The sequence below is a fragment of the Acaryochloris marina S15 genome (assembly GCF_018336915.1).
In the GTDB taxonomy this organism is placed as follows: Bacteria; Cyanobacteriota; Cyanobacteriia; order Thermosynechococcales; family Thermosynechococcaceae; genus Acaryochloris; species Acaryochloris marina_A.
This window is the reverse complement of the sequence record NZ_CP064923.1, coordinates 5,179,291-5,197,271: the sequence shown is the minus strand read 5'-3', so window position 1 is coordinate 5,197,271 and position 17,981 is coordinate 5,179,291. Positions and strand designations below refer to the sequence as shown.

Sequence of the window (17,981 nt, the reverse complement as noted above, 5' to 3'; positions counted from 1 at the left end):
GACTTAGGCAAGATTCCTAGGGAGTGCCAACGGTCAACAGGCCCTGATCTCCATCCAACTGGGCGGGTATGCCCACAGGTAGGGCCGCGTTGGGAGCGCCATGGCCAAAGGGTAAATCTGACACAATCGGGATATCTAAATCCCCCAAGCGATCTCGGAGGACTTCTTCCACCGTTAAGCTGGGAATCCCGGCAGGGACGTTGCAATCACTAAAGCGCCCTAAGGCAATGCCCTTTACCTGCTTAAATACCCCACTCATGCGCCATTGGGTCAGCATTCGATCCAGCCGATAGGGAGCTTCCCCCACATCTTCTAAGGCCAAGATCACCTGGTCTAGATGGGGGCAGAGAGGCGTTCCCAAGATATGGGTTGCCACCGTCAAATTTCCGGGCAATAAAATACCGGTTGCTTTGCCTTGCCCCCAGCCTTTGCCCGTCAGGGCTGGAATGGGGCGACCGGCAAGCCAATCAAAAAGTCGCTGCTGGGACCAGTCTGGTTCCTGGGCCAAGGTGGTCATGACGGGACCGTGAACACTAGCGACTCCTTGGGTGGCAAGTCCCCAAAGCAGAGCCGTAACATCGGAAAAACCCACCAGCCATTTGGGAGGGGAAGGGGGCCATTCCCACTCTTCTAAAAGCCTAGCTCCGCCATAGCCGCCCCGGCCGCAAAAGATGCCTGTATAGTCGCCTTTAAGACCTGCAGTGAGGGATTGTCTTCGCTGAGTATCAGTTCCTGCGAGATAGCCCCACTGGGCGGTGACGTTTGGGGAAAGGTGGACGATGTAGTGTTGCGATCGCAACACCGATACCCCTTGATCAAAATCCTGCCGTTCTCTGAGGGTGCCACTGGGCATTGTTACCCAGAGGTCATCGCCCGGCTGCACAAAAGGAGGGATCTGACAGGCTTTCATTTATTGACCCGGTTGAGACAGAATTCGGTCAAACCACTGCTCAAGGCGCTGGGCAAAGGCCGTCAGAGAATACTCCTGCTCGGCCTGCTGGCGACAGACTTGTCGATCAATCTTGGGCAGTTTATGAATGGCTGCTACTAAGCCATCGACGCTATCAGGTTCCACTAACCAGCCTGTTTTGCCGGACTGGATGATTTCCGCCGGACCGCCTCGATTATAGGCAAGCACTGGAACACCGCAGGCTAGAGCTTCAATGACGACATTGCCAAAGGCTTCCACCCAGCGCGGTGTCACTAACAAGCCTTGACTATGGCGCAAGACTTCTTGCATTGCAGTGGTATCGAGAAACCCTAGATAGTCAATGTTGGCATGGGGAAATTGAGCCTGAATTTGATCAAAATAGGCTTGCTCTTGAATATGGCCCATAATTTTGAGGGTCTGGCCTGTTTGATCGACTGCGGCTACCGCATCTTCCAAGGCTTTTTCAGGGGCGATGCGTCCCAGCCAGCATAAATAGTCTTTTGGATCAGGGGTGAATGTGTAGAGATCTAAATTGAAACCATTGCCCACAGGATAGCAATGCTGGGCGAAGGGAAAAGTATTCGCCTGGGCTCGGGTATGGACACCAATGGACTGGGGAAATTGGTCAGCAGTCTGACCAATCATTTGATCCATCGCATCGGAGAGGGACCCCATGCTGATCAGATGAGCAACAGGAGTTTCTAAAAAAGGCGTTAAGTAGAGAGGGAGCCAATCATAGGCAAAATTGATGATCAGATCAAACTGGGATTGTAGGGCCAAAACCTGCAACCACATATTGCCTAGAACTGAGTTTTCAGGAAGATGAATTGGAGTCTGCCGGGTTTGGGTTTGGGCTGGAATTTGGGGAGATCCAGCTACGGTGATTACCTCAGTTTGGGGCAGCCGAGACTGCTGAGGGGCAAGCACTTGGACTTGGTGACCCTGCTGGGTTAACGCATCCAGCATATTCAGTAGAGTGAGTTCTACACCTCCCCCTACCCCGGATCCTAAAGGGCCTAAGGGTGTAGAGACAAAGAGTAATCGATAGGATTGACCCGCAGAAACCAACGAGAAAGACCGAGTGTATAACCCCAGCAGTCTAACAGAGTTGAACAACCACGGAAATGGGGGTTTGAGAAAAAACGAACCGATGGGTGAGAGGCTCAAACCATCGGTTTATGACGAGTCATGATTTGGCACTATCCAGCTTAAGAAGCAGGATTGAGAGTGGCCTTTTCTTGACTTAGGGCTGTTACCACTGCATCCACTTCATGGGGAGAGAAGTGAGTCAGTTCTCGAACCCAGAATCGCAAGAGCTCTGTTTGGTCGGTATTGTCGCAGATAGTAGTCATGTCAGACTCCGCTAGCTTCGATACTCATGAAGTATATCTATGCTTGCCATAAATAGGTTGTAGGCTGCGCTACAGCTTCGTAAAAAATTGTGTAACCCTATTTACAATAATGCAGCAATAACCGCTTTGCTCTGCTGAGAGCTTGATCTAGCCCATTGCTAAGACATTCCTAAAACAGTGTTAAAGGGGACCTCATTTCTCGGTTCGGTCAATTACTGTGAGATATAGTTACACTAAATGCATTAAGCCAGAAGCTCCTTTGCATGACCTAACTGCAGTAACAAATACTGTCGTTCGCTCAGATAAACACATAGATAAGAGTGGTTGAGAATTGACCTATGAGCAATATTCAAGAAAAAATTGAAAATGAACTAACACAAGCCCGAGAGACTTGTGATACGAGTGGCGCTACTTCTGGTGAGTGTGCAGCAGCCTGGGATGCCGTGGAAGAGCTGCAAGCAGAAGCGTCCCACCAGCGCAAAGACAATAATGAAGACAAGAACTCCCTCGAGAAATATTGTGATGATAATCCCGATGCTGCTGAGTGCCGGATTTATGATGACTAAGCATTCCAGCTTAAGGTATTGATTCATTAGCTTCTTCGAAAAGACAACCTCATTGAGGTTGTCTTTTTTCTGTCAGGGTCTAGGAGATGGGTATGTCTGTATGGACTGAGATTCAGCACCAGATTAGTCAGGTGCAAGGGCAGGAATTTGCGATCGCAACTCGCAATTCCGTCGGCGGTGGCAGTATCAATCAGGCGTATCAGGTGAGTGATGGCCAGGAACACTATTTCGTCAAGCTCAATCAGGCCAGCAAAGTGGCGATGTTTGAAGCGGAGGCGGAGGGTCTCAAAGACATGCAGGCTTCCCAAAGTATTCGGGTGCCGAAGCCTTTAGGATGGGGTGCTGCTGAAGGACAAAGTTACATCATCCTAGAATGGATTCCTTTAGGCCATGGCGATGCCCAGACTTGGTTCGCCATGGGACAACAACTGGCTGCGATGCATCGCCAAGCCCATGATCAAGGCTTTGGCTGGCATCAGAACAACACGATTGGCGCAACCCCTCAGCGCAACCCCTGGACTGAGCATTGGGGAGAATTTTTTGCTGAACATCGGATTGGCTACCAGCTCCAGCTGGCCCAACGACACGGGGGACAGTTTCGCCAGGGGGATGCCTTAGTGGATAAAATTCCCGCATTGCTCACCCACCCTGTCGAGTCATCTTTGGTACATGGCGATCTGTGGTCAGGGAATGCGGCTTTCAGCCATGGGGGCGAACCGATTATCCTCGACCCGGCCACCTACTATGGCGATCGAGAAGTGGATATTGCCATGACCGAGCTGTTTGGGGGATTCCCGCCTGCCTTTTATAGGGGTTATCAAGAGGCTTGGCCCTTAGATAAGGGCTATCAACAGCGTAAAACTCTCTACAACCTGTATCACATCCTTAATCATTTCAACTTGTTTGGAGGAGGATATGCATCACAAGCCCAGGGAATGATTGAGCAGATTTTAGCCATGGTTTAGGGTGCAATCGGTCGGTACTAATACTGAGTTAATTTTGTCTTTACCGAATAAACCGATCGAGGAGTTACGGGTTTCTACCGCTGTCGGTAGGAGGATGGCCTAGCTAGGTTAGAGGAGAAGTTCTCAGAGTGATGATTTTACTTCAATAAGACTCAACTCTGACCACAATGATAGGAATGTGATTCAAAATGCCCCTTACTTTAGAGAAAACGGCTACTCCTACCCTTGAGCAGCCTGTAGCCATGGAAAAGCGCATGGAAGATGCTTTAAGCCAAGCTCGTGAAACTTGCGCTAGCGAAGGTGCGACTTCCAAAGCCTGTGCAGTGGCCTGGGATATTGTTGAAGAGCTACAAGCCGAATATTCTCATCAGAAAGTGCAAGAACAGCCTTCTCAGTTCGAAGACTTTTGTGATGATAACCCTAATGCTGAGGAGTGCCGCGTCTACGACGTTTAAGGTGGCCTCGCTTCGCCTCATACTGGGCACTCAACAAGAGCGGAGGCTAGATTGGAGTCTCCTCTAAATCTACTTCCGCTTGCTGATGTCCTCGAAACTGCGATCGCAACCGCGATTAAAAGGGCTAGCCCTTCTCTATGCCGCCCTGTTTGGCTGGATATTGGTTTTAGCCTATACCGGAAATTTACCGTCTCAACTGGCTGTCATTCCCTACTATGACAAGTTGGGCCATGTCATTCTCTATGGCGTGGCCGCTTATCTAGGCCATCGTCTATTACATCCCTTTATCCTACGATTAGGCCGTTATCGTTTGCCCCTATGGGTACTCGCGTTTAGTGGATGGACTTTAGCAGAAGAAGGGGCTCAGTTTTTTGCACCGACTCGCTCCCTGGACGCGCTAGATCTAGTGTGTAGCGGTTTAGGAATTGTGATGGGATACTGGCTGGCCCAGCAACAGCTGGCGCGGCAGCCAGACTCCTCTGAACTCTCACAGCCTTTATCTAAAAACTAATATCAAGATAAAAAGCCCCGCAACTCTAGTCATGGGGCTTTCTGAAATTGTGGTGATGTTTTCTTGGCAGAAATACATCTGATTCTAGTTATGCCCTATTAGGGGGACGGATCTATCGCCCTAAACTTGGTTTTTGCATGACTCTGATGTAATTTCTGCGTGATTTTATATTGCTATGGCTGATTCATAGTTAGCGGCTGTATAGTCAGACTGGAGTTTGATTTGGCAGCCAATCACGTCCACTAGATGTTGAACCGTTTTCATCTGGGTCGTCGCTTGATGGGGGAGTTTAATATCAAAAACTTCTTCTAGATCCCGGATAATCTGAGTCAATTCCTTCTCATCAGCGAAATCGGCAATCCGGCTAGCCATACTGACTCGATGGGCATTGACATCTGTATAGTTACAAATGATTGAACACGTCTTCAGAAATATCCATCTTACGGAGTCTACATTGGAACGTATAGGCGTTTTTGGCTGAGGATGTCTGTCCAGATGTTGGGCTGCAGAAACTTGGCGTCTTTTCTGTTTCAGATGAATCGTAACCAAGTCACGAACCGTAGATAGCTCAACTTTATGGCCACTGTAGGTATAGATTTTAGTGGCTATCTCCCAAACCAACTGATCTCGCTTGGATTCAAGTCGTTCTAAATCTTGTCTGGTTTCTATGTGATGGTTCTCTAAATCATTGATGATAACCATCTTGAGAATGCTAAGTGTATATTCCTGATCTTTCATTATTGCGAACCCCCTTAAGATTTATACAGATATATCACTTGCACGTATTGCCTTAGTGAGCGATTAATTCCCGTCCTCGAATCATTTCTATTGCCACACTTCCAACAACTCACTGGACAAAGTCTTTCAGATATAGGTCAGGCGGTAGCCTGGATTGGTATTGCTAAAGTTTTACCGATTTGTGCGTACCTGAGGGACCACTAGGTTGGCAGTCATATCACCCTGATTTGTAAGGTCTCTATAGATTCCGATTTATCCTATCAACGTCTATTGAAAACGTTGTTGAAATGAGTGGGCTGATATAGGTATTGTTCTCACTATGGATTGAGACTTTGAGTAGGACCTACATGAGTGGGTAGTTGCAACTCTAGCGTGCATAAGTCTTGCATAATATCGAGAATTTTTGGAGAAGACAGCAGCAGATTTGGCCTATTTTCAGTAGATTGATGCGATTTACTCTGAGATAGATTGAGTGGATTGGAATGCCTGAGCAAAGTGATCGCTTCTGGAAGCGGTAGAGATGGCCAATAGTGATCTCTTTGATAATGCAAAAATTTGAGGGTTCGAAAGGCATCAAACCAAACCCTCAGGTAAAACTGAAAATGAGGAAAATCTTGACACTGCTGGAAGGCTTGCTGGAGGGCTTGATCAACTTTGAGGTGTAGCAAGGTCTCTAATAAAGACGGCTTTAGGTTTTTTTGTTCCCACCATGCTTGTAAATGCATCTTTGCGTCAGGTAGTGTATGGGGTCGCAGCTCTTGCCATAAGCATTGATCCAGCTCTAGCCAACCCTGCAATTCTCTAAAAATTTGGGGATGGTATAAGTAAAGGCCTGGTTTCTGGGACAGTTTAACCATGGCTGCTCCCGTGCCAAAGGGGACTCGATGGGATGACCGGGAAGACAGGGTTACAGTAGGTTGTTTTAATCGAATGACCTGACCTGTTTTAGCCAGCTTGTTGAGCATGTAGAAGTCTTCCGCCGCCTGACGTTTGGGAAAACCTCGGACTTTGGCATAGTGCTCAGCATTGATTTTCAGCAAACTACCAATAGTGTGAAAAGCATAGGGCGAACCGGCCTGGGCTAATCCTAAAACGTAATAGCGGAGCGAAATTTCATATTGCAGAATATCTGAATGGTGGGGGTGGTGCCTGAATGGATAAATGGCGGCAGCCACATCCGGGCCAAAGTTGGGCGTGTCAAAGTAATCTTCCGGTAGCTGCACATCCCCATCGCTACAGTAAATCCAAGGTGTTTTGATGGTCTTGGCTGCAATACAGGCTAGAGCAATGTCACCCCCAATTTTGCGGGCTAGCCCTACCCCCTGTTTGTGAGGAAGTTGTCGAGGGGGAGTGCAGTAATCTACCAGCAGCAGGGTATTCCCCGAGGGTTGATCCACAGATGTAAAGGGGAGCTGGGGGTGAGGATAAAATTGGGCTAGGAATGCCTGGGTCCGTTGAATCGCAGCTATATCTGCATCCACTGCAGCATTCACCACCGCAATAACCAGGGTGTTGTGAGTGTCTTGGGGCAAGATGCTCTCTAGACAATTGAGGGCTTCATCAAAGAGGGGAAGGACGAGGACAAATTGATAGGTTTTGTCGAGGGTGGATAGCCACTCATCTTGAATAATGCTGACAATAGGTTCGGCATAGCGGTCTAAATAACGACTGATTGCCTTAGAGATCATGAGAGGGCAGCAGCGAAGATTAGGATCATAGACCACCGCACGATACCGTGTCTGCTTTCGCCATCACAAGTGATCATGGAGTGCAGGGTCGCCACTACATTGACTCCTAATGCAGCATGGCTCGATCAGGTAATTGGTTCAGAATTTTAGCTTCAGTCGCTAATAGCTCATCCAGGCGAGAGTGTAGGGCTGTGCTCGGACAATATTGTTTGGCTAGGTTGAGAAATAGATTGGCATGTCTAGCTTCCGAATGGGCAATCGCTTGATAGAAGCCTTGTAAAGAACCATGGGGTAAAGCCAGGGCAATTTTGGTGAAACGCTCCAGTCCACGGGCCTCGATAATCCCGGCAACCAAGAGCCGATCGAGAAAGTAATTTTCGGAGCCTTTGCGAATTAGACCTCGCAGTTGATTGACATAGGGGTCTTTGGCATCGGCAGGAATGGTTAAGCGGCGCTCTCGGATTAATTTAAAAACATCACGATAATGGCTTAACTCTTCAATGGCTAAGTCAATCATGGCTGCAACTAAGTCTGGCTTGTCGGGGCAGTGGGCGGCAAGGTTGAGAGCGACCCCAGAGGCTTTTTTCTCGTTGGCGGCATGATCGAGCAGGAAGGTATCAAAGTCTGCCAGCACCGTTTGCAGCCAGGTATCTGAACTATCACAATGTAGGTGAATGGTCACACAGACTTCCTCTGGTTTAACTTATTCATTATCCCCATTGTTTGGCAGGATGCCAGCTTGTAAACGCTGGATAGCGGTTTGTAGATTGGACCGGGCAAGGGCCTCATAGCGTTCTTGGAAATAAGCGGTTTGATAAAGATGGGGACGCTGCGCAAAAGTCTCTAATATCTGACTGCGTCGTCGACAGTATTCGGCAATGGTTACCCAAGCGTATTCCTGACGAATCTGAGTTTCAAAGTTGGTAAAGGTCTGGGTGTCCTGGCCTAGAATAGCCAAATCAATATCTATCATCAACGCAGTATCTTCATCGTTATGGATGGTATGCGCTGCAGTTGCCATAATTAACTGGTGAACTTGATGGCATGGGTCCGCTGCTACCTCGGCTTGCTGTAAAAACTGGACGGCCCAGTCCGCGCTATTTTGCTCGTTTTGGGTGGACTGAGTTTGATACACGGCATCGTGAAACCAGAGGGCCATTTCTAAGGTGGCAGGCGCTTGGGCCAGAGATTTTACACTGTCAAAATGATGTAAGCAGGCATCAATATGGGCTGCGGTGTGATAGTGGCGATGGGGCTCGGTATAGGCGCGAACTAACTGCTGGTAGGTATCCAGAGAGGGCTTAGCGCCCAGTTGATGTATTAAGGTTTGCCAACGTAGTGGGTTCACTGCAGGTTGTGGTCTCAAGGGTGGGTTAATATCTACCCTACTCCAAGAAATTCCAGTGCTATGCTGATCGCATTCAGGGTTTGTAGCAGTGGATTAAACGCGATTAATGGTTGCTTCCACCTCCCTCTCAGAACAACATGCTGTGGTGATTGGCGGCAGTATGGCCGGGCTGTTGGCTGCTCGGGTGTTGCTGAACCACTTTGGGCGAGTCACGGTATTGGAACGCGATCGCATCCCCGATCAACCCAGTCCCCGTTCAGGAGTGCCCCAAGCCCATCATGTTCATATTCTTCTGACCCAAGGTCAACGCATTTTAGAACAACTCTTTCCTGGTTTGGAAGCAGAACTGGCAGCCGCTGGAGCCCCTCAGGTCAATTGGACGAAGGATTTAAGCTGGCTCAGTATGTGGGGCTGGTCTCAAGCCGTGCCATCAGATCTCTGCACTCGACCCTGTAGTCGAGCATTGTTGGAGTGGTTGATTTATCAACGATTAGCGCAAGAAGCCAACCTCACCTTTCTACCGTCCACCCGAGTGACCGGCCTGGTCGCCAATGCTCAGAAAACGGTGATTACGGGGGTTCAGATCAGAACAAATCAAAGTACGGAAACCCTCAGTGCCGATTTAGTAGTGGATGCCAGTGGCCGGAATTCTGCCTTGCCTAAATGGCTCAATCAGCTGGGGTATGGGTCGCCTCCCCAAACAGAAATCAACTCTTTCTTGGGGTACAGCAGCCGTTGGTATCAAATTCCTGACCATTGGCAAGCACCTTGGAAGGTGATGCTTATTCAAACGAAGCCGCCAGATCATCCGCGGGGGGTGGTGATGTATCCCGTAGAAGGCAATCGCTGGATAGTTACCCTCGTAGGGGTTGGCCATGACTATCCCCCAACCCATGAAACAGACTTTCTCCCATTTGCCCAGACAGTTCGGAGTCATGAAGTCTATGATGCGATTCACCAGGCGCAACCCTTAAGCGATATCTATAGCTATCGGCGGACCGAAAATTGTTGGCAGCACTATGAAGCATTACCTCGATTGCCCGAACATCTGGTAGCAGTGGGGGATGCGGTGTGTGCGTTTAATCCTATTTATGGTCAAGGTATGACTGTAGCTGCATTGGGCGCCTTAACCCTGGATCAGTGTTTGGACCAAACAGCTGGCAAGTTTCCATTACAAGGCTTTACACCTATCTTCCATCAACAGTTGGCTCAAATGTTGGTCGTGCCTTGGCTGATGGCGACGAGTGAAGATCTACGATGGCCGAGTACGGTAGGTCCAACGCCCAATTGGCAAACACGCCTGATGCATCAATATCTAGATCGCGTTGTTCAAGCTTCTTTGGATCGGTCCTATATCTATCGAACGTTTTGGGAAGTCATTCATATGGTGAAGCCACCCAAAGCCCTATTCCATCCCCAAATTTTATTACCTGCCTTGAGACTGGGTTAATCTTCTGTACTGGTTTGAACCGCCTAATGCTCTACGGGCACCTTATTTGGGGTGAGCTGTAAATACAGCCCTGGCACCACTAATAGGGCAATTAAAGTAGCGGCGATCAGGCCAAAAATAATGGCCATACAGAGAGGGAACCATTCTGCTTCACTGAAGGCCAACGGAAGTAGCCCAATCACCGTGGTGATAGAGGTGGTCAAAATAGGACGAAGGCGATCGCTAGCGCCCAAGGCCGCAGCCTGCCGCACTTCCAAGCCCTGTTTACGCCGCTCGTTCATGGTTTCTACCATCACAATTGCATCATTGACCACAATCCCTGTTAAGGAAATGACGCCAATGGCTGCTGGAAATGAAAAGGGTAAATTCAAGAAGTAAAAGCCAATAAAAGTCCCGGTTAAGGCAAAGGGAATCGTCAGGATAATGATCAGTGGTTGGCTATAAGATCCAAATTGCAGGACTAACACTGCAAAGACCAGAAAGATGGCCACCACTAACATCTGACCTGCGGACCCAAAGGTTTCGCCACTGGTCTCAGCATCGCCGCCGAAACGATATTGATAGCCCTGGGGCCAGGTTTTTTGCATCTCCTGGAGTTTGGGTGTTAAGTTCGCCAAAATATCGGCATCGTACACTCCAATGCCAGGAACATTCTTGGCTAGAACCGTTACCGTGCGTTGGCTTTTTCGGTGGGTAATAGACAAAGGCACGGCTCCAGGGGCAGGTTCTAAAACCGCTTCAGCAGGAATGGTTTTGCCGTCAGCCGTGACAAACCGAATGGTTTGAAATTCATCTTGACGGGAGGGACCCCCGACTTCTCCCTGGCGGGAGGGCCAAAGGGTACTCATATGGATCTCTAGATCTTCTTCGCCACTGCCAACGGGAAAGTCACCAATATCGTTGTCAATCATCAAATAGCGGCCCTGAGACGCCAGTTCGCTTTGGCTCAGGCCATAGAAATCTAGGGCTTCTCGCTTCGGAATCAGTTTGTAGTCTTCCCGTAGGTTGCCTAGGTCATCTCGCACGTCCATCGTGCCGGGAATCTCCCGCAAGACTTGCTGCACCTGCACCGAGATTTCTCTCAGCACCTGCATGTCTTCGCCACTAATGGCCACTTGAATGGGGTCTACCCCGCCGCCTGCTCGCTCATACTGGACGGCGAGGGTGGAGCCGGGATAGTTGCGGAGGATTTTGTTTTGGAGTTGCGATCGCAATTCCCGCGCATATTCAAAGGACTGACGTTGCCGTTGGTTAGACTCAACAAAGATGACAGAGAAGCCCACAAAATAGTCGGCGTTGCCGGGCTTTAGCTCCCCGGAAGAGACTAAGCTGCTGCGTTTACCCACCAGTTTGACCACGCTTTTGAAGACGGGCTGCCCATCTGGATCGCGATAGTCTAGCAGCAGGTCTCCCATTTGATCAGCGACGGTTTGGGAACTCTCTAGAGTTGTGCTAGGGGCCAGCTCCACATTCAGGCTGAGTTTAGTGCCGTCATTTTGGGGGAATAAGTTCGAGGGCAACGAGGTAAATAAGACGCAGGCAAAGACGAATAGCCCCACTGCCCCCAAGGACCATAGCCGAGCCACGGCCTTATTGGGAACGGTCATTTGCAGGCTCCAGTTTGTAAAGCGGGCCGAGGCCACTTCGGTCATCCGATCCACAAAGGTTTTTTGGGTGCCGCCCTTCACATTTCCCAGCAGAAACTTGGACAGGGGAATTACCACCAGTAGGGACAGAAAATAGCTGATCACCAAACAGGTAATGGCGCTGATGGGAATGAGGCGAATAAACTTGCCCATGGTGCCGGAAATGGCCATCAGGGGGGCAAGGGCCAAGATGGTGGTGAGTTGTCCGGCAAAGGCAGGCCCGGCATAGGCTTTAACGGTCCGCAGGGCGGATTCAGAAAATCCCAAGCCCTCGACAAAAATCCCATCATGCATCCCTTCCAACATCAGAATAAACACATCCACCAGCAGCCCGAGGGCTAGGATCATGCCGATCAGCACCATGGAGTTGAGGGTTTGTCCTCCTAACCAGAGGAAGAAGATAGCACCAATAAAGGTGAGGGGAATGGCTAGTCCGGCAATCAGGGCTTCTCGCCAGGTTAAGGCTACGAGAAGAATAATAAAGACGAAAAAAGAGGCCTGACCGACATTACTCAGCAGATTGGCGAGTTCATCATTAATGGTGATCGCATCGTTGTTCAGAACCCGATACTCCATCCCTGCTGGCCAAACTTTCGGGTTTTGGCTGGCCTCGTCTAGGGTTTGGAGGGCATCAGTAATCACTTGGATGGTGTCGCTGCCGGCCACCTTAACGATGTCTAAGGTAATAGTGGATTGAAAGGGCTGATTTTCCCAACTGAGAAAAGCTCGATTGGTTTCCCGTTCCAAATCCCGCCGCACATCCGCGACTTCTTCTAAGCGGACAATCCGGTTATCCGTCAGTCGAGTCACGGGCAGGGATTTCAAATCCTGGATACTGCGAAACCGGCCAAATAGACGCACTTGCGCCCCAATCGCATCATCCCGAACCCGGTCCCAGGAGGCATCTTGATTGCCCCCTTGAATGGCGTTTCGCACCTGGGTCGAGGAAATTCCTAAGCTGGTCAGACGGCTGGGAATCAGCTGCACATGAATGACTTCATCCCGATTGCCCGATAGATTGACTTCTCGCAGGTTTTTAACCGATTCCAAAATATCTTTGAGATCTTCTGCGGTTTGACTTAAGGTGGCAGCATCTAAGTTGGGGCCAAACAACCCCACCGTCAAAATCGGTGCATCTTGTTGGGAGACTTGGACAAAATCGGGTTGTTCGCGTCCTTCAGATTCTGCAGGCAGCTCTGGTACTGCATCATCGACTTTACCCCGCAGCTCTTGTATGGATGCGGCCACAGGAGCTTCCGCGCGAAATTCAACATCAATGATCGAATAGGAATTGAAGGTGGCACTTTTAACATCCTTCAACCCTTGCAGAGACTTAATTTCCTTTTCTAGTTTGTCCGTAACGCGGTTTTCAATCGTTTCGGCATCGGTGCCGGGCCAGGCAGTGGTGATATTAGCCCGGGCAATTTTGATGTCGGGGTCAGATTCTTTGACCATGGAAACGTACCCCATCAGGCCACCCATCACCAGCAGAAAACAGAGTAGAATCCCAAACACTTGGCGGGTGAAGAAAAACTGGGCCAAAGGCGAAGCTTTCTCTAGCTCGGAAGCACCATGCACGGGTTTATCTGGAGCTTCCAGGGTAGTTGGCCGATCCTCTGTTTGCATGGGTCTTATCCTTGCGGTGTAGTGCTGTGATTCAATCTGCTGACTTAGGCTGGATCCTCGACATCGACAACATCGACGGGGGAATTATTCACTAGTCGGTTACTGCCTTCAGTCACAACTAATTCACCTGGTTTCAAGCCCTGAGCAATCGAAATTCGATCCAATCCTTCAATATCTAAAACCACGGGACGCTGCTCCACTCGGCCCGTCTCCTCATCAACAACAAACACATAGGATTTGCGATCGCGGGTGATCACGGACCCAAAAGGCAATGTAATGGCCTGGCTTCTAGATTGAGCTGCAATCCAGGTTTGTACCCGCGCACCTAGGCGTAAATTTTCGCGCCCTTCCGTAATCCGAACCCGCACTTGAACGGCCCTGCCTCCAGGGGTGACGGCTGGGGTGACGGAAAATACCTTGCCTCGGGCTTTCGCCACGCTGACTAGATTTCTTTGATTCAGTCCCTGGACAAAGGCTTGGCTAATATCGTCATCCAAGGCAATATAGGCTGGCTGATTGGGGCGCAGCAAGCTCCCTTCCGAGGCCGGGATTTCAAAGGCAACCTCGAAACTATTGGGGTCCACCACTACAATGGGCACGGACTCGATAGCAGATTGATAACTGGTGGCAGATTGCACTCTGGAAGGACTCCAATATTCCCCTTCCCGAATATTCATATAAGCGACAATCCCATTGATGGGAGATACGAGCTGGGTATCTTCTCTGGCAATCACCGTGTTCAATAATCGCGCCTGGTTGGAAACGACGCCTGCTTTGGATACGGCAATTTGATCTTGGGCCGTGTTGACATTTTCTTGGGCTACCTTGACCCCCACTTGGGCTTGAATGACGCGATTATTGTAGGTATCCCGTTCCGTTGCTGGAATCACTCCTTGTTTGTATAGGGTTTGGCGTCGTTTGGCTTCTATCTTGGCGAGTTCTAGGTCAGCTTTGGCTTGCCTGAGATTGGCTTCCGTCTGACGTAAGCTAGCAATCGACTGCTCTTCAGTACGTTTAGCAACTTCGCGATCGGCTGCTGCAGCTCGAATATCAGAGCGATATTTGCGGTCATCCAGGGTTGCCAGCAACTGACCTTTCCCCACTCGATCGCCTTCTCGCAGGAAGCGGCCATTAATTTTGGCGAGCTGAGTGACTTCCCCACTGGATTCAAAAATTAGTTGTTTATATCGCTCTGCCCTTACATCTCCATCGGGATTGGTGACCCAGCGGCGAATGGGGGCTAATTGAGCCCGCACCGCCCGCACGGGTAATTTGGCGGTAGAAGCGGTTTCAGGTTCAGATACAGAAGGGGACTGGCTCTTGTTGTAGAGCCGCCAGCCAAACAGTCCTGCAATCACCAACATCACGAGAATGGCAATGGGCCAGGGAGACTTTTTACCAAAAACTGAAGGTCTGGAGTGTTTGGGCTGCTTGTCTCCAGGGACTTGGATATCAAGTTCTAGTTGAGAAGGGCTATCCGCTAGATCTCCCGCTTCTCTGGGCATACGTTCATCCGTTTTCATGTGTTCTGTTCCCACGCTGATAGGATTGTGCCGCTGGTTGAGCCTACAAAGCTGATGTGATAAAGCTCTTAGCTATTACTTTACGAGAACTTTTATGCATTACAGAAGCGATCTAAACAAAGATTATGCATTCACCTGGGGTTATAGGGCGAGATGATGGATGACCCAACCGGATAAAACGATTCATCCACCCGCATGGCCATGATTACTGAAGGGTATAGCTGACTGGTAATCCTTGTTGTATCCGTGAGAACAAGCCATGGGAGATGGCTCAAGCTGAGGGGCTTGCTTAATCAAGGTTACTGAACGAGCAGTGGGCTGATCGCTGATGATGATAAGAGGCAAATCATCCAGCAGATCTATCGTTGTGAATATTGGGTTTCAATGATTGAGATCGCATCCCCAATACCGTTCCCATAGTTCTGACTCTCCCGCTGGTCACGAGGAGTCTGCAATAAACTTTTCACCGTATCTATTGCGACTTGAGGCGTCTCCACCAACTTTGCCCACCGCTGGCCTCGGTGCTGTTGTCGATCATATTGCCGCGGCCAGGCGAAGGAAATCAGGGGTTTGCCCAGAGCTTGACATTCAAACACGGTATTGTAGCCTGCCCCACCGATAACTACATCTGCCTGGTTTAAAACGGGCATGCCCGGCCACTCTTGAACCCAAAGGTGTGGTGGACAATGGGGAGGACAAGTATAAGCCAGACATCGACAGGTGACTGCAGGAAAGTTGGTCAGTAATCGTGCCATCAACTGTCCCCAAAAGGCCATTTCTTCCTGATTACCCGCTGCCACGACGACAATAGTGGGCTGCTCTGTTGGCGAAACAGAGGGTAACGCTTGGGCATTCAGCATTAACCAAGGCAAGGTCTGAACCGCTTGGGGGAAATAAGCGAACGGGACATCGTCTCCCTCACCTGGAATGACGAGAGTGTCGTAGTAGTGCGCAACAAATTTCCCCACCTGTTTGGCTTGAACGTAGGCTGGATCAATATCCCGATGAATAAGAACTTTGGGAATGGACGATAGGAGCGGGAAGCAATCGACTAGCTCTCCACCGAGGCCACGGGGAAAAGTATCGACGATCAGGCAGTCATAGTTTTGGGCTTGGACAATGGCTTGCACCTGATGTCGCGTTTCTGCAACAGAAGCAAGGGGTAGAATCTGTAGCGATAGATTCTGCAAAACAGATGGGCTGAAGTCTATTTGAGGGAGTTGCGTTTCAACCCAATGGGCATAGGGAGAATTGGTGAGGATGCGAACTTGATGATGAGTCGCTGCTTGTCGCCCCAAGGCAATGGCCCGATTGAGATGGCCCCAACCTCCACCCAGGGCATAAATCAACCAAGTAGCCATTAACTGGCCCCAAAATTCATCTCATAATCCGTATCCGATTCTTCTTCAAAACTGGCCGCATCAGCTTCCGTAAAATCGACATTTCGCGATTCGCGGTTGTAGCAGTAGTAGGCGCGATCTCGATAGTATTCATATCCCCAATTACCGGGACGATAGGAGCCAAAGTTGGGATAGAGGTCATAGTCAAGCCAATAAGGGTCTTGGTCGAGCTTACTTTGGCCGTTGTTACAGTAAGGACACCCTAGTGCGGTGGTGCGATCGCATCGCCGTTTGAACAGGAAACCGATGGTGCGATCGCAAACCCATTCCCCAGAAGAACGGCCGAGTGCTTTTGCAGTCTGTCCAGGGAGTTCTGCAGCGACTTGTGCCAAACCCGCTAATGGAGTTTTACCCTGGTTCACCCTGGCAGCAGGCACTGCATCCTGAATCTCTTCCTCTTCTTCAATGACGTCTAAGACAACGGTAAAAGTGAGCTCAAATGGTCCCACCTGAATCCGATCACCATGGGTGAGCACTCCTTCGGTAACCGTCACTCCGTTAATTTGGCTGTCTGCTTGACTGCACAACCAAACGCTACCCTGTCGGATTTCCAGCAAAGCGTGAAATGCTTGGACAGTATCAGCATCAAGCACAATCCGACTGACTGCCTGGCTTGCATGGGTTCCAGGCATTAGATTAAAGCTGCGTCCTAGAGCGACAGGAGGCTGCAATTGAGGCTTGTAAATCTTGCCGGAATTTGGATCAGTCCATACTAATTGAATTTGCACACTAGAAATCCTGACGTATGTCTCATGGTATGAAGCTTGGATATTCTCTATGGATATTTGGAAGTCTTCTGAATAGAAATAAAGACATCACAGTGGCACAGGCGTTGGTTAAGACGAAGTTACTTTCGATAACTTTTGAGCCAAATTAAGCACATGGTACAAACTCAAAAACATTTGTGTAATTAATTGCTCTAGCCACTCCACGCTAGATTGCTTGATCAAGCCATAGGGGGGATTAGGAGCATTATCCATCAGGCCATGGTGAGGGACTTTAAGGGTAAGAGTCAATGTGCGATCATTCATTTTGAGTCGTTTTACTTTGACCATGTTGTTGGGAAGTTTAATTGCCGCTTGTAAAGAATCCCCTAGCACAGTGACTGCACCATATTTTTTGCGTTGGAATCGCAGGGTTAAGGTGAGGGATAGTCCTTTCGGCTTTTCTTTGCGCTTGTGTTTATGCTTGCCTCTCGGGTTGCGTGTCCAGCCATATTTTTCGATGTAAAATTCGTTCAAAGTCAGCGTAAATTCGGTTTGATCTAGAAATTGACCTTCAAGCAACAGCCAAGGATCAGCATAGCGATCGATTTTCCACTTGGCCCGTTTAGGATCCGGCAATGTATCAATCTTTTTATGTTTACTTTTGGTGGGATAGCCATCTAGAAATAAATGCAGAGAGGGCTCTATCTCCATATCACGTGTGACCTTTTGGATAAGCCCAGAAGCCAAAACATATCGTTCTTTCGGGATTGACCACCGTTTTTCCTTTGACTTGAGAAACCATAAGACCAGGAGTTCTCCAATGGCAATGGGAACTATCAAAAATATGGGCGGAATTAAGAGGCCCATCATAAATGAGATGAACAAAATTACCCAAGTAAAGATGGTGGTGCGCTTATATTGACGATTTCTAGCATGTGCTACCTGTGCTCGGTCTGCCAATTCTGCTAAGTCAGTCTGTATATCGCTTGCAAAACCGATGTGCTCATACTTCGCCTGCCGACTATAGGTTGCAAGATCGAGGGACATTTGAGATTCCTCTTCAGACTGTATGGCT

At 49.3% G+C, this 17,981-nt stretch carries 17 protein-coding genes; 5 read left to right on the top strand and 12 right to left on the bottom strand.

All coding sequences use genetic code 11. The features are described 5' to 3' along the window. Window positions 1-16: 16 nt before the first annotated feature. The 3 genes from I1H34_RS23685 to I1H34_RS23675 all read right to left on the bottom strand — a co-directional run bounded on the left by I1H34_RS23685 (window position 17) and on the right by I1H34_RS23675 (window position 2,283). Window positions 17-910 carry a S66 peptidase family protein gene (locus I1H34_RS23685; RefSeq protein WP_212663345.1) on the bottom strand — a complete coding sequence of 298 codons (894 nt, stop codon included), beginning with the start codon at window positions 908-910 and terminating at the stop codon, window positions 17-19. Further along, window positions 911-1,999 (bottom strand): glycosyltransferase family 4 protein, encoded by a 1,089-nt coding sequence (locus tag I1H34_RS23680; RefSeq protein ID WP_212666411.1) that lies wholly within the window; start codon window positions 1,997-1,999, stop codon window positions 911-913. Window positions 2,000-2,139: 140 nt separating this feature from the next. After that, window positions 2,140-2,283, bottom strand: a complete 144-nt coding sequence (locus tag I1H34_RS23675) for a hypothetical protein (protein WP_212663344.1) — start codon at window positions 2,281-2,283, stop codon at window positions 2,140-2,142. 338 nt (window positions 2,284-2,621) lie between these two features. Between I1H34_RS23675 and I1H34_RS23670 the strand changes: the two genes are divergently transcribed. The 4 genes from I1H34_RS23670 to I1H34_RS23655 all read left to right on the top strand — a co-directional run bounded on the left by I1H34_RS23670 (window position 2,622) and on the right by I1H34_RS23655 (window position 4,780). After that, window positions 2,622-2,849, top strand: coding sequence for a Calvin cycle protein CP12 (locus tag I1H34_RS23670; protein ID WP_212663343.1), 228 nt, complete (start codon window positions 2,622-2,624; stop codon window positions 2,847-2,849). Between the two features lie 92 nt (window positions 2,850-2,941). Further along, window positions 2,942-3,814 carry a fructosamine kinase family protein gene (locus tag I1H34_RS23665; RefSeq protein WP_212663342.1) on the top strand — a complete coding sequence of 291 codons (873 nt, stop codon included), beginning with the start codon at window positions 2,942-2,944 and terminating at the stop codon, window positions 3,812-3,814. Between the two features lie 188 nt (window positions 3,815-4,002). Beyond that, window positions 4,003-4,269: a Calvin cycle protein CP12 gene (locus tag I1H34_RS23660; protein WP_212663341.1), complete on the top strand. Its 267-nt coding sequence runs from the start codon at window positions 4,003-4,005 to the stop codon at window positions 4,267-4,269. A gap of 85 nt (window positions 4,270-4,354) precedes the next feature. Further along, window positions 4,355-4,780, top strand: a complete 426-nt coding sequence (locus tag I1H34_RS23655; RefSeq protein WP_212663340.1) for a VanZ family protein — start codon at window positions 4,355-4,357, stop codon at window positions 4,778-4,780. A gap of 165 nt (window positions 4,781-4,945) precedes the next feature. On the opposite strand, the gene I1H34_RS23650 is transcribed toward I1H34_RS23655, so the two are convergent. From I1H34_RS23650 to I1H34_RS23635, 4 genes are all read right to left on the bottom strand, one after another. Continuing rightward, the gene (locus tag I1H34_RS23650; protein ID WP_235110294.1) at window positions 4,946-5,482 is read right to left on the bottom strand and encodes an acyl carrier protein; all 537 of its coding nucleotides are present in this window, start codon (window positions 5,480-5,482) and stop codon (window positions 4,946-4,948) included. A 353-nt stretch (window positions 5,483-5,835) separates the two neighbouring features. Then, window positions 5,836-7,206, bottom strand: coding sequence for a glycosyltransferase family protein (locus I1H34_RS23645; protein ID WP_212663338.1), 1,371 nt, complete (start codon window positions 7,204-7,206; stop codon window positions 5,836-5,838). A 106-nt stretch (window positions 7,207-7,312) separates the two neighbouring features. Beyond that, a complete protein-coding gene (locus I1H34_RS23640; protein ID WP_212663337.1) occupies window positions 7,313-7,888 on the bottom strand; it encodes a tRNA-(ms[2]io[6]A)-hydroxylase in 576 nt (191 codons plus the stop codon). A gap of 21 nt (window positions 7,889-7,909) precedes the next feature. After that, window positions 7,910-8,554, bottom strand: coding sequence for an HD domain-containing protein (locus I1H34_RS23635; RefSeq protein WP_212663336.1), 645 nt, complete (start codon window positions 8,552-8,554; stop codon window positions 7,910-7,912). 106 nt (window positions 8,555-8,660) lie between these two features. Between I1H34_RS23635 and I1H34_RS23630 the strand changes: the two genes are divergently transcribed. Continuing rightward, window positions 8,661-10,004, top strand: a complete 1,344-nt coding sequence (locus I1H34_RS23630) for an NAD(P)/FAD-dependent oxidoreductase (RefSeq protein ID WP_212663335.1) — start codon at window positions 8,661-8,663, stop codon at window positions 10,002-10,004. A 23-nt stretch (window positions 10,005-10,027) separates the two neighbouring features. On the opposite strand, the gene I1H34_RS23625 is transcribed toward I1H34_RS23630, so the two are convergent. From I1H34_RS23625 to I1H34_RS23605, 5 genes are all read right to left on the bottom strand, one after another. Further along, window positions 10,028-13,276, bottom strand: a complete 3,249-nt coding sequence (locus I1H34_RS23625; protein WP_212663334.1) for an efflux RND transporter permease subunit — start codon at window positions 13,274-13,276, stop codon at window positions 10,028-10,030. A 44-nt stretch (window positions 13,277-13,320) separates the two neighbouring features. Continuing rightward, the gene (locus tag I1H34_RS23620; RefSeq protein ID WP_212663333.1) at window positions 13,321-14,799 is read right to left on the bottom strand and encodes an efflux RND transporter periplasmic adaptor subunit; all 1,479 of its coding nucleotides are present in this window, start codon (window positions 14,797-14,799) and stop codon (window positions 13,321-13,323) included. Window positions 14,800-15,158: 359 nt separating this feature from the next. Continuing rightward, window positions 15,159-16,160, bottom strand: coding sequence for a glycosyltransferase (locus I1H34_RS23615; RefSeq protein WP_212663332.1), 1,002 nt, complete (start codon window positions 16,158-16,160; stop codon window positions 15,159-15,161). Then, window positions 16,160-16,927: an FHA domain-containing protein gene (locus I1H34_RS23610; RefSeq protein WP_249369551.1), complete on the bottom strand. Its 768-nt coding sequence runs from the start codon at window positions 16,925-16,927 to the stop codon at window positions 16,160-16,162. The genes I1H34_RS23615 and I1H34_RS23610 overlap by 1 nt, the downstream gene beginning before the upstream one ends. Before the next feature lie 108 nt (window positions 16,928-17,035). Then, a complete protein-coding gene (locus I1H34_RS23605) occupies window positions 17,036-17,953 on the bottom strand; it encodes a hypothetical protein (protein ID WP_212663331.1) in 918 nt (305 codons plus the stop codon). Window positions 17,954-17,981 lie beyond the last annotated feature (28 nt).

What these genes read in the sequence shown, in the direction of transcription:
- I1H34_RS23675 (WP_212663344.1), bottom strand. Translation starts at nt 2,283, where the DNA reads ATGACTACTATCTGCGACAATACCGACCAAACAGAGCTCTTGCGATTC.
- I1H34_RS23625 (WP_212663334.1), bottom strand. Translation starts at nt 13,276, where the DNA reads ATGCAAACAGAGGATCGGCCAACTACCCTGGAAGCTCCAGATAAACCC.
- I1H34_RS23620 (WP_212663333.1), bottom strand. Translation starts at nt 14,799, where the DNA reads ATGAAAACGGATGAACGTATGCCCAGAGAAGCGGGAGATCTAGCGGAT.
- I1H34_RS23660 (WP_212663341.1), top strand. Translation starts at nt 4,003, where the DNA reads ATGCCCCTTACTTTAGAGAAAACGGCTACTCCTACCCTTGAGCAGCCT.
- I1H34_RS23655 (WP_212663340.1), top strand. Translation starts at nt 4,355, where the DNA reads ATGTCCTCGAAACTGCGATCGCAACCGCGATTAAAAGGGCTAGCCCTT.
- I1H34_RS23665 (WP_212663342.1), top strand. Translation starts at nt 2,942, where the DNA reads ATGTCTGTATGGACTGAGATTCAGCACCAGATTAGTCAGGTGCAAGGG.
- I1H34_RS23605 (WP_212663331.1), bottom strand. Translation starts at nt 17,953, where the DNA reads ATGTCCCTCGATCTTGCAACCTATAGTCGGCAGGCGAAGTATGAGCAC.
- I1H34_RS23670 (WP_212663343.1), top strand. Translation starts at nt 2,622, where the DNA reads ATGAGCAATATTCAAGAAAAAATTGAAAATGAACTAACACAAGCCCGA.
- I1H34_RS23685 (WP_212663345.1), bottom strand. Translation starts at nt 910, where the DNA reads ATGAAAGCCTGTCAGATCCCTCCTTTTGTGCAGCCGGGCGATGACCTC.
- I1H34_RS23615 (WP_212663332.1), bottom strand. Translation starts at nt 16,160, where the DNA reads ATGGCTACTTGGTTGATTTATGCCCTGGGTGGAGGTTGGGGCCATCTC.
- I1H34_RS23630 (WP_212663335.1), top strand. Translation starts at nt 8,661, where the DNA reads ATGGTTGCTTCCACCTCCCTCTCAGAACAACATGCTGTGGTGATTGGC.
- I1H34_RS23650 (WP_235110294.1), bottom strand. Translation starts at nt 5,482, where the DNA reads ATGGTTATCATCAATGATTTAGAGAACCATCACATAGAAACCAGACAA.
- I1H34_RS23645 (WP_212663338.1), bottom strand. Translation starts at nt 7,206, where the DNA reads ATGATCTCTAAGGCAATCAGTCGTTATTTAGACCGCTATGCCGAACCT.